The sequence below is a fragment of the Microbacterium sp. K41 genome (genome assembly GCF_004794395.1).
Classification (GTDB): Bacteria; Actinomycetota; Actinomycetes; order Actinomycetales; family Microbacteriaceae; genus Microbacterium; species Microbacterium sufflavum.
The window spans coordinates 1-1,015 of sequence record NZ_SSDO01000462.1 but is presented as its reverse complement, the minus strand read 5'-3'; the positions used below and the strand labels follow the sequence as shown (position 1 = coordinate 1,015).

The following is a 1,015-nucleotide window of genomic DNA, read 5'->3' as shown; positions in this document are numbered from 1 at the left end:
GCCGCGATGCCCGCGGCCATGCGTCCGGCGGTCTGCGCGTCGGAGCCGGCGACCATGAGCACCAGGTCGTTGCCCGCCGCGACCGCCGCCACCCCGTTCGCCACCGGATCGGCGTAGGCGGGGTCGCCCGACGACAGCAGCATCCCGAGGTCGTCCGTCACCGAGACACCGTCGAAGCCGAGCTCGTCACGGGCGAGCGTGTGCCACGTCGCTGAGAGGGAGGCGGGCAGCGGGTCGACGGCGGTGTAGGCGAGATGCCCGTACATGAGCAGGGAGGCTCCCGCGTCGATGCCCGCGGCGAAGGGCACCGCGTCCGTCGTCTTCCACTCCTCCAGGCTCCGTCCGGTGGTCGGGATCGCGTGGTGCGAGTCGCCCGGAGCCGCACCGTGGCCGGGGAAGTGCTTGAGTGCGGAGGCGACGAACGGCTGCTGCGCCGAGGTGGCCGCCGCGACGCGCTCGGCCGCCCCGGACGGGTCGGTGCCGAGGGCCCGCCCGAAGATGAACGAGCCGCTGTCGGCGGTGACGTCTGCGACCGTGCCGAAGTTCACCGTGATGCCCGCACGGGCCACCAGTGCACCGCGGGCGGCGAACGCGGCCGACGTGTCGGCGACCGGACGGTCCTTGAGGGTGGTCGAGGCGGGGAACACGTCCCCGTCGAGCCGGGAGACCAGGCCGCCCTCCTGGTCCACCGCGATCAGCGGAGGCAGCGTCGGGTCCACCGCGAGAGCATCCGTGAGCGCGTGCAGCTCGGCGTCGGTGCCGGGGATGTTCGCCCCCATCAGGATGAACCCGCCGAACCCGGCCTGCATGTAGGCGGCCAGCGCGGCCGGGTCGGTGCCGCCGATGTGTCCCATCACGATGGAGGCCGCCTGCTGCGCCACGGGCAGGTCGGCGACCGCGGCGGCGGCGCGTTCGCGGAGATACGCGGTGTCGGCGGCGTCCACCGTGGCGTCGGCGCTCCCGGCATCGTCGGTGGGCGCGGGAGTCTCCCCCGCGGTGGTCGCGGCAGCGGCAG

1 protein-coding gene is annotated in these 1,015 nt (G+C 74.5%); it reads right to left on the bottom strand.

The annotated features are described in order from the left end of the window. Positions 1 to 1,015: glycoside hydrolase family 3 N-terminal domain-containing protein (locus tag DW309_RS15080; protein ID WP_240753252.1), on the bottom strand; the 1,015-nt coding region annotated here is incomplete at both ends.